Here is a 276-nt window from a genome sequence, read left to right on the forward strand (position 1 = left end):
GTACTGCTGGCAGTAAAACTCCGACCGCCAAACGTTTAAACAAATTATTCATTATCATTTTCCTCCTATAAAATAAGATGAATATCAGCATACAAACCGAAGTAGCAGTTTAATTCCGTTAGGAGGTAAACCATCCTAGAGGAACCAGCACCAATGAAGGAAACAGTAACAATAAGATCAATACAATCACTTCAACGATCAAGAAAGGCCAAATCCCCTTCATGATTTCTTCCATACTGATCTTACTTATGCCGCACATGACATTTAAAACGGTTC

The 276-nt window shown here is 37.7% G+C and carries 1 protein-coding gene; it reads right to left on the minus strand.

Translation table 11 applies throughout. The annotated features are described in order from the left end of the window. Positions 1-118: 118 nt before the first annotated feature. Positions 119-276: TRAP transporter large permease subunit (locus tag SB773_RS31465; protein WP_410594230.1), on the minus strand; the 158-nt coding region annotated here is incomplete at its 5' end.

This window comes from Bacillus sp. SIMBA_074 (assembly GCF_046534555.1).
Classification (GTDB): domain Bacteria; phylum Bacillota; class Bacilli; order Bacillales; family Bacillaceae_G; genus Bacillus_A; species Bacillus_A mycoides.